Below are 8,587 nucleotides of genomic sequence, written 5' to 3'. Positions count from 1 at the left end.
GTCCGCGGTGCGCCCCCGCCGACGATAATCCCCTTGATCCCAAGCCGGGGGTTAGAAAACCGCGATTAGACGGTCCCTGTGACCTTTAGCACCGAGGCGCCTGGACATACGTCACAGGCCCCCGGCCGTTAGGTCAGAGGATCCCGGTGCCGTCACGGCCGGCACCAACCGCTAATCGAGGGGTTTCTAAGCCCCGAGGCAGCGCGTACTGCCCTGCGATTCTTTATAGATTGAACAGGGGTTGGGCGCTAGCCGAGGAGAATGTGGCGAATTTAACCAAGTTGGTGTGGTCTGAGCGGCCAAGAGCCTGGCGACATGAAAGGTGCGCCGATGATTGGTGACGTCCGACACCTGCTGTTGGATATTAAGGAAAAGAATGGCCGGCTGGAGAGCGACCTCGCGTCGCCGTGCCCCGCGCGCATGACCGAATATGCGATAGACCGTGAGAGCGGCGACCCGACGCTCCACGGAATCGGCCCGATCGCGAAGCGCTTGCGCATCAGCATCAGGGAGCTCACGGCTGACAGTGTAGCGCTGCCACCCATCCACTAGACCCTAGCCTTCCAGCCGAGGTCGTTGCTGTCCGCAAAGGCCTATTTCGGCTTGCCGACGCCAATGCCGGTCAGATCGATCCTGATGCCCGCCTTATTGGGATTATCCGGCTTCTTGTCCTGCTGGGTCCCATCGTCCGGACTGCTCGCGGGCCTCGCCGCGTCACCGTCCGTGGGCTTGTCGCCAGGGTCCGCCGCCCCCTTGCGGGCTGGTAGGCTGCCGGGATCGGGCTCGTCGAATACATATTTCCCGTCGAAATACCCGGTCTTCCAGGCGTCGATCGCATCGCCGAACGCCTCGTCGACCTGAGCACCATACCACTTCGTAACGATGCGATAGACCTTGCCAAATAGCGCGGTGCCCATCCTGATATTGGCGCAGGCGTCGACCAGATCGGGCTTGAGCTCCGAGAGGTCGGTGATACCGAGCCCAGCCGGATATTGGGTCACGCCGATGCGGATCATCGCCTGGCCAACGTAATGGCGGACGAGCTCCATGGCATCATCCGCGGTCTTGGGCGGTGTCACCAGGATGACGCGGTTTCCGGTCCGGACGGTGACGGCGAGTGGATCGGGTGCCCCGACCGCGCGGATGAACTTCTCGACGATCGCAGGTTTCACACCCGGATCGGCGCATTGATGAATGGTGGCGGCATCGATCATGATGATCCTCCTTCAGGTGTTGAACGAGAGCACGAGCGGCAAACCGAAGAGGCGTGCCCAGGCCTGGGTGCTCGCTCTCTGAATCGCGAGGACGCCAGTGCCGGCGGTCCACCAATCGTTGCCGATCGCGACAAGCACGTCGGGCGAGTGGAGCATCGATTGCAGGACGGGCCAAACGAGCAGTTGCTCGTAACAGATCAAGGGCGCGACCCGGCGGCCGGCGGACTCGACGACGGGATTGCCAAAGAAGCTGGCTCTGGCGCTACCGCCCTGCCCCGTCCATGCGAGCCAAGGTTGCCACATCGAGACCGGGACCGGCATGCGCTCGCCATAGAGCCGGCGCGCGCGACTGGCGCTGATCTCCACCATGGCATTGTCGTAGCCTTCGCGATCAACGATTGCCGCGCCACCGATCACCGTAATGTCGGTGCCGCGAAGGCCCTCCATCCAGACGCCGCCCATGGTCGGCGTCCACAGCCCGGCCGCACTCTCGGGAAGCACGACAACGCGCGCTCCGGCCGCGCCCGCTTCGCGTACGCGCTGGAGAAGCGCCTGGGATTGATCGAGATCCGGAGCCCGGCCGAGCGCGCTCCCGAACTCGGTATCGAGACCAACCCATCGGTCTGGTTGCGACGGCAGGGTCCAGTGCGCGGCCGACCAGGCCCAGAAGGAGGCCGCGACGATTGCCGCGACGGGCCACTTGGTGGTCGTCATGGTGAGCAGGACGGCTGCGGTCGTAGCCATTCCCCACCATCCCCAGCCGGGAAACAGAACCCCTGCCGCCGTGATCGGCTGCGCCCATCCGACGACCCCGAAGGGCGGCACGCTCATCAAGACCGCCCCGAGCCCAAACCAAAGCGCCCTCTCCCGTCCCGGCCGCCTTTGCCACAGCACGGCGTGGACCAGGGCGAAGATCGCCGCCGCGCCGATCCATAAGGCGATGCCGACGCCGCGATCAGTGCCGTAGAAATTGACGACGCCCTGCGGCAGCCCACGCGATGCCGCAAGGAAATAGGCTGCGCTCATCGCCGCCGAGATCAACCGCGACGGTGCAAACGCCCACAGCGTCGGGAAGACGCAGGCGAGCGGCAGGGCGAGCACGTGGCCGCTCCAGGCAAGCGCGCCGACCATGACCGCGGCGACGACCATGGCCGCACCTGGCCAGGAGCTATGGGCCGAAGGTAAGGACCGGCCGGGCGAGGCCGAGAACGCCCGATGACGGGATCGGGCCAAAGTAGCGAGAATCATAGGAGCCTGCGAAGTCGGAGTGGAGGTAGAGTTCGCCGGCGGGAATGACGCCGCCGGCAAACGGCGCGAGAGGACGGCCGGCGGCGTCGGTATGCCGGACACCGGAATCGGGGAGCGGACGGCCGTCGATCGAGACCTGATCGGCCACATCGACCTGTTGGCCGCCGATGGCGGCGACGGTCTTGATGAGTGGGCTTAAGCCCCCGGCGCAAAGTCCGCGCCGTAGGTAGCCGCGCTCGAGCGCACGCTCGAACTCAGCCGTGCCCGGCGGGCAGATGAAGACGAGATCGCCGACGGCGGCTGTACGATCCAGCGTCTCGATCCGCCACAGACCGCACGGATAGCTTGGCGTCATATTGATGCGCAATCCGGCGCACCAGCCGGCGCCCGTCACGGCGGCGACGAGGCCGGCGCCCACCGCCAAAATCAGCAAGGGGAAGTGCCGAATGCTCATTTCAGGGTCTGCCCCGGGCTTTCGGTCAGACGCTGTGCCTCGGCCTGCTTGAGGGCCTGTGCGGCCCGCTCCTGGGCGGCGAGTTGCTGTGCCGCACGCATCGCAGGCCAAGCTTCCTTGAGCTGGTCGCGACGCGCTGGATCCATGCCGGCCGCCGCCTTCTCGAAGGCCTGCCCCATCGCCTCTCCGGCCGCGTTCGGCAGGAATGTGCGATCGCCAAAGCGCTCTGCGATAGCCTTGTTGAAACCGTCAATCTCCGCTTTCACCATCCGGTCGGCGAGCGCGAACTCGAGCGCGCTCGGGAGGTAATTGCGGTCGATGGCATCCCGTACGCGCTCGAGCACGCGATGCGCCTCGCGCGACACAGCGGGGATGTCGATCGCGACGCGATGCCGGTTCGCGCGTTCCTCGGCTTCATGCTTGTGCTCGGCTTCGGTCCGAAGACGCAAGTAACGCTCGATGTCGCGCTTGAGCGCTGGCACATTGGCCTCGGCGCGTTGGCGCTTCTGCTTGTCGGCCTTGCCCGCCATCAGACCGGTCTTGCCGCGCAGCGCCCCGAAGGATTGCGGGCTCGTGGCGAGACGGGCGATCGTCGAAGTTGCCGCGGCGGAATCCTTTAGCATGGCGTCGAAGTTCGTCGCGCGGAACGCGCGCTCGGGATCGGCAAAGACGAGGCGGAAGCGGGTGGACACATCCTCCCACTGTTTCTTGATGGCGGGGTCGGCGAGGATCCTGTCCTCGACCGTGTCGATGACGGATTTGGGGAACGTCGTCACGCCGGCGACCATGGGCTTCGCCTCCTTGTGTGCGGTGCTGATGATGGGTTTGCGGCCATCGACGAGGCCGAGTTTTTCGCCGAGTGCACGCAGCCGACGGCCGACGTCAGCAAGGCGCTGCTTCTGGCGAACCGTCCAGCGCAGGCGGTCGTTCACGAGCGTGCGCGCCACCTTGACGACATGCAGGCCGCGGTTTGCGGCGAAGCGCAGCGCATCGCGATAGAGAGTGCCGCGTTCGTAATCGAGGGTGGTCTCCTTCGCCCGGCGCTGCGACAGGATCGGGATCAGGCCGCCGGCCTTCTGGAACGAACGCCGGCCGTAATAGAGCGCCACATCCTCGCGATGACGGGTCAGCGCGACATAGCTCAGGTGCTTGTCCAGGGACAGCGTTGCCAGCACCTTGACCCGGTCGACCGTCGCTCCCTGCGCCTTATGCACGGTCGTCGCATAGCCGTGGTCGATATTGCGATAGAAGCGCTGATCGACCTCGACGCGGCGGCGGCCCTCTCCCTCACCGATCTCGGCGACCAGGCGCGCCGGCTCGGCTTCCACGACCTTGCCGATCATGCCGTTCTTGACGCCGAGCGAGCCCTCATTCTTCAGGAAGACGATCTGGTCGCCCGGCGCAAACCGGCGCTCGCCGTCCTCGGTCCGGAAGGCATGTCCCGCTTCGACGAGACCGCGCTCGACGAGTTTGGCCCGCGCCATTTCGTTCAGCGCACGGACGTCGCGGCGCAGATGCGCCAGAATCAAAGTCGATTTGGATGGATCGTAATCGCGATTCCAATCGGCGATCAGATTGTCGATCGCCTGCGCCTTCAACTCCGAGCCGAACAGACGTCCATGGTGACCATAGGCGGACAGGGCCTGCGCCGTCCGGCCACGGGCAAGATCGAGCGAGGCGTCGCGCATCCACTGCTGGCGCTGGCGATAGATCGTTTCGAGTTCGGCATAGCCGATGCGCTCGACGATCGCGCGGAACGCCGCCCCCGCTTCGATCGGTTGGAGCTGCTCCGGATCGCCCACCAGGACGAGCTTCGTGCCTGCCTTTGACGCTGTTTCGACGAACAGCGCCATCTGCCGCGACGCGACCATGCCGGCCTCGTCCAGGACAAAAACCGTTCTGTCATTGAGGCCGTCCCGACCGTTCTTCCAACGCAATTCCCAGGAGGCGAGCGTGCGGGATTCGATGCCCGCGTCCTTCTCCAATCCCTCGGCCGCCTTGCCCGCCAAGGCGCCGCCAACCACGCGATAGCCTGCGGCCTCCCACACTTCGCGTGCGGCCCGCATCATCGTGGTTTTGCCTGCCCCAGCACGGCCGACAACCGCCGCAATCCTCTCTCCGGATGCCAACTGCTCGATGGCGGAGCGCTGCTCGGCCGAGAGGTTGGCGTGCCGCGCGGAGACGGCCGCGATGACCGGTGCCTTCACCGCGAAAGCCGTGCTGCCTGAGAGATGGACCGCGCGCCGTGCCATCTCCGCTTCGAGCCGGATCAGCTCGCGGGTCGTGTATTTTGCCGGCGCCCGCGCGCCCGTGGCGAAGTCGATCGACTCGCCTTCCAGCCGCAGCGCATCGGGGCTTTGCAGCACCCGCGCCATCAAGTGCTGGAATGTTCCGGCATCGTCGACATAGCGATGCAGGAGCTTGCCGACATCCCGCTCATCGAACACACTCTTTTCCCGCGAAATCATGTCGAGCACGATCTCCGGACGGCGCTGGATGCGCTTCGACGTCTCGGCCCGGTTCTCGTCGAAGACACGCAGCCGTTCGAGGTTGGGATCGCGTCCCTCGCGCTCCGCCCGGCGCTGGATGGCCTTGGCCGCGACGCCGATATGGGTGGTCGGCACGACGTCGATCCCGCGCTCGGCGTAGGACCGCCCATCGACCCGTATCTCGTGCCCGTTCAGGGCGAGATGCTGGTTTTGCAGGTCGAGCCAGCCATTGCGCTGCTCGAGGAACTCCTGTTTGTCGCCGGCCCAAAGACGATAGGCGATCTTGCCGGATTTCAGGCGCAGCGGCTGCCCGTCGTCTCCGATGGCCGCGACCCGCTTCGGCCCGAACCCGGTTTCCGTGAGAGGCCGCAGCGTCGTCATGAGGTGGACATGCGGATTGCCCGGCTCGTCATGATAGACCCAGTCCGCGACCTGCCCGCGCGACAGCACCTGCTCGATCACGAACTGGCGCATCAGCGTGATGTTCTGCTCGCTCGTCAGCTCGACGGGCAGCGCGATGATGAACTCCTTGGCGAACTGCGCATCCGCCCGCTTCTCGAAGGCCTCGACCTTGTTCCAGAAGGCCTCCGAGGCACCCGCAACGGAGCGATCGGCGATCATCGTCCGAAGCCAGGCGGGCGCGTCGGCCGGAACCAGGACTTCCTCGTGGATCATCCCGCGTTTGTTGGAATAGTCGACGGTGCGGCCCTCGGCCTCGAACTCCATCTTCGCGCAATGCCGGTAGGCAGCGGCCAGCACGGCGCTGCGGCCATCGCCGCGTCCGATGAGCTGGGGCGTGAAATGGGTGATGGCCACGGCTGGAGCGATCCTTAAGACGAGTGAACATGCCGTTCGTCGGGATCGGCCCGCGCATTTGGGGCGGAAGCAGGACGTCGCGTCAGCGACGTATTACTGCGCCCTTGGAAGCCGCTCCTTCGGAACGGCGGGATGATCTTCCAAAGCGTCGGCTTCGCCGACCCCGTTAATTACCCGGGTCGCGCTTCGCGCTCACCCCGGCTTTCCTGTCGGGCGCTTCGCGCAGAACTGACAGGAAAGGTCTTCCGGAATGAAAAAGCCCTCGCGGCAGATCAGGGACGAAATCGCTCGGCTCCAGGAGCAGCTGAAGCAGGCTGAAACGCGGGAGGCCGAGCGCATCGGCCGCATCGCGCTCAGAGCCGGAATGGGGGAAATTGAGATCGAGGAAGGCGCGCTGCTGTCGGCCTTCGAGGAGATCGCCGGCCGGTTTCGCAAAGGCGGGAGCCGACCCGCAAAGGCGGCCACGGCCGTCCCGCCTGGCGCGTTTTCGGGCGTGGCTGAACCGGGCTGAACGCATGCGCCGGTCCGATGCTACTAGCGCCCGCAAGAAGGACACGCGGGAGAAGATTGAGCTCGGCGGCCTGATCGCGAAGGCTGGGCTCCGCTATGAGAAGCGCGCGTTGCTGCTGGGTCTGCTGATCGATGCCGCCGACCGTCTCCGCGGCGACGAGGCAGAACGCGAGCGCCTGACGGCGATCGGCGCGAAAGCGTTTGGCCATGAAAGCAAATAAGATCGCATTGGCGCTCGCGCCGGCCATGCTGATGGCGGGCTTGTGCCTTGCCCTCACCGGCATCGAAGCGTGGCTTTCGAAGTTCGGTGCGACGCCGAACGCGCGCCTGCTGCTCGGCCGGATCGGCATCGCCCTGCCCTACGTGATGGCCGCGGCGATCGGCGTGGTCTTCTTGTTCGCGGCGGCTGGTGCGATGGCGATCCGCTCGGCCGGTTGGAGCGTCGTGTTCGGCGGCCTGCTTGTGGTCGCGATCGCCGCGTCGCGCGAGATCGCACGCCTCCATTCCTTCGCCAATGCCCTGCCGGCTGGAGACCGGCTTCTCGCCTATGCCGATCCCTCGACCATCATCGGAGCGACGATCGCTGCGCTCGCGGCCGTGTTCGGGTTGCGGGTGGCCATGAAGGGCAACGCCGCCTTCGCGGCCGCTGAGCCGCGCCGCATTCGCGGCCGACGCGCCATCCATGGCGAGTCGGACTGGATGACGATGATCGAGGCTGCGCGGCTATTCCCGGAGGTGGGTGGCATCGTGGTCGGGGAGTGCTATCGCGTCGATCGGGATGCGGTCGCCGACCAGTCCTTCCGCGCCGATGACGCCGAGACATGGGGCGCGGGCGGCAAGTCTCCCTTGCTGTGTTTCGATGCGTCCTTCGGCTCGTCGCACGGCATCGTGTTCGCCGGTTCCGGCGGCTTCAAGACGACATCCGTCACGGTGCCGACAGCGCTTAAGTGGGGCAGCGGGTTGGTCGTCCTTGACCCGTCGAACGAGGTCGCGCCGATGGTGGCGGAACACCGGCACGCGGCAGGTCGCCAGGTCTTCGTGCACGATCCGCGCTCCTCGGCAATCGGCTTCAATGCGCTCGACTGGATCGGCCAGCACGGCGCAACCAAGGAAGAGGACATTGCCGCCGTCGCGTCATGGGTCATGACCGACAATCCGCGCCAGGGCTCGGCGCGGGACGACTTCTTTCGTGCCTCGGCGTTGCAACTGCTGACGGCGCTGACCGCCGATGTCTGCCTGTCCGGTCATACGGAGAAGAAGGACCAGCACCTGCGCCAGGTCCGTGCCAATCTGTCCGAGCCGGAGCCGAAGCTGCGCCAGCGGCTTCAATCGATCTACGACAACTCGGAATCCGCCTTCGTGAAGGAGAATGTCGCGCCCTTCATCGCCATGACGCCGGAAACGTTCAGCGGCGTCTACGCCAATGCGGTGAAGGAAACCCATTGGCTCTCCTATGCCAACTATGCCGCGCTGGTGTCTGGGTCGAGCTTCACGACGGCCGAGCTCTCGGAGGGCCGGACGGACGTCTTCATCAATCTCGACCTGAAGACACTGGAGAACCACGCCGGCCTCGCCCGCGTCATCATCGGATCGCTGCTCAACGCCATCTACAATCGCAATGGCGAGGTGACCGGCCGCACCCTGTTCCTGCTCGATGAGGTCGCCCGCCTCGGCTATCTGCGCATTCTCGAAACCGCGCGCGACGCGGGTCGCAAATACGGCATCGCCCTGCTGATGCTCTACCAGTCGATCGGCCAGATGCGCGAGGCCTATGGCGGACGTGATGCCACCAGCAAGTGGTTCGAGAGCGCGTCCTGGATCTCCTTCTCGGCGATCAACGATCCCGAGACGGCGGA

General features: G+C 65.7%; 8 protein-coding genes. 4 read left to right on the top strand and 4 right to left on the bottom strand.

Features of this window, described 5'->3' with window-relative positions:
* Positions 1-315: 315 nt before the first annotated feature.
* On the top strand, positions 316-552 hold the full coding sequence (locus AAFX91_RS36055) for a hypothetical protein (protein ID WP_394569697.1): 237 nt from the start codon (positions 316-318) through the stop codon (positions 550-552).
* Positions 553-593: 41 nt separating this feature from the next.
* On the opposite strand, the gene AAFX91_RS36050 is transcribed toward AAFX91_RS36055, so the two are convergent.
* Genes AAFX91_RS36050 through traA form a run of 4 tightly spaced genes read right to left on the bottom strand, consistent with a single transcriptional unit; the run spans position 594 to position 6,221 of the window.
* The gene (locus AAFX91_RS36050; protein WP_394569696.1) at positions 594-1,214 is read right to left on the bottom strand and encodes a TraH family protein; all 621 of its coding nucleotides are present in this window, start codon (positions 1,212-1,214) and stop codon (positions 594-596) included.
* A 12-nt stretch (positions 1,215-1,226) separates the two neighbouring features.
* On the bottom strand, positions 1,227-2,363 hold the full coding sequence (locus tag AAFX91_RS36045) for a conjugal transfer protein TraB (RefSeq protein ID WP_394569695.1): 1,137 nt from the start codon (positions 2,361-2,363) through the stop codon (positions 1,227-1,229).
* A 19-nt stretch (positions 2,364-2,382) separates the two neighbouring features.
* Positions 2,383-2,916, bottom strand: coding sequence for a conjugative transfer signal peptidase TraF (gene traF / locus AAFX91_RS36040; protein ID WP_394569694.1), 534 nt, complete (start codon positions 2,914-2,916; stop codon positions 2,383-2,385).
* Positions 2,913-6,221, bottom strand: a complete 3,309-nt coding sequence (traA, locus tag AAFX91_RS36035; RefSeq protein ID WP_394569693.1) for a Ti-type conjugative transfer relaxase TraA — start codon at positions 6,219-6,221, stop codon at positions 2,913-2,915. Before traA ends, traF begins: the two co-directional genes overlap by 4 nt.
* A 250-nt stretch (positions 6,222-6,471) precedes the next feature.
* Between traA and traC the strand changes: the two genes are divergently transcribed.
* The 3 genes from traC to traG all read left to right on the top strand — a co-directional run.
* Positions 6,472-6,732 (top strand): conjugal transfer protein TraC, encoded by a 261-nt coding sequence (gene traC, locus AAFX91_RS36030; RefSeq protein WP_394569692.1) that lies wholly within the window; start codon positions 6,472-6,474, stop codon positions 6,730-6,732.
* A gap of 4 nt (positions 6,733-6,736) precedes the next feature.
* Positions 6,737-6,952, top strand: a complete 216-nt coding sequence (gene traD / locus AAFX91_RS36025; RefSeq protein ID WP_394569691.1) for a type IV conjugative transfer system coupling protein TraD — start codon at positions 6,737-6,739, stop codon at positions 6,950-6,952.
* The coding region (gene traG / locus AAFX91_RS36020; RefSeq protein WP_394569690.1) for a Ti-type conjugative transfer system protein TraG at positions 6,939-8,587 on the top strand (1,649 nt) is incomplete at its 3' end. The genes traD and traG, both read left to right, overlap by 14 nt.

Origin of the sequence: Bradyrhizobium sp. 31Argb, assembly GCF_043638955.1 — a bacterium.
Lineage (GTDB): Bacteria > Pseudomonadota > Alphaproteobacteria > Rhizobiales > Xanthobacteraceae > Bradyrhizobium.
This window is presented reverse-complemented; position numbering and strand designations above follow the sequence as displayed.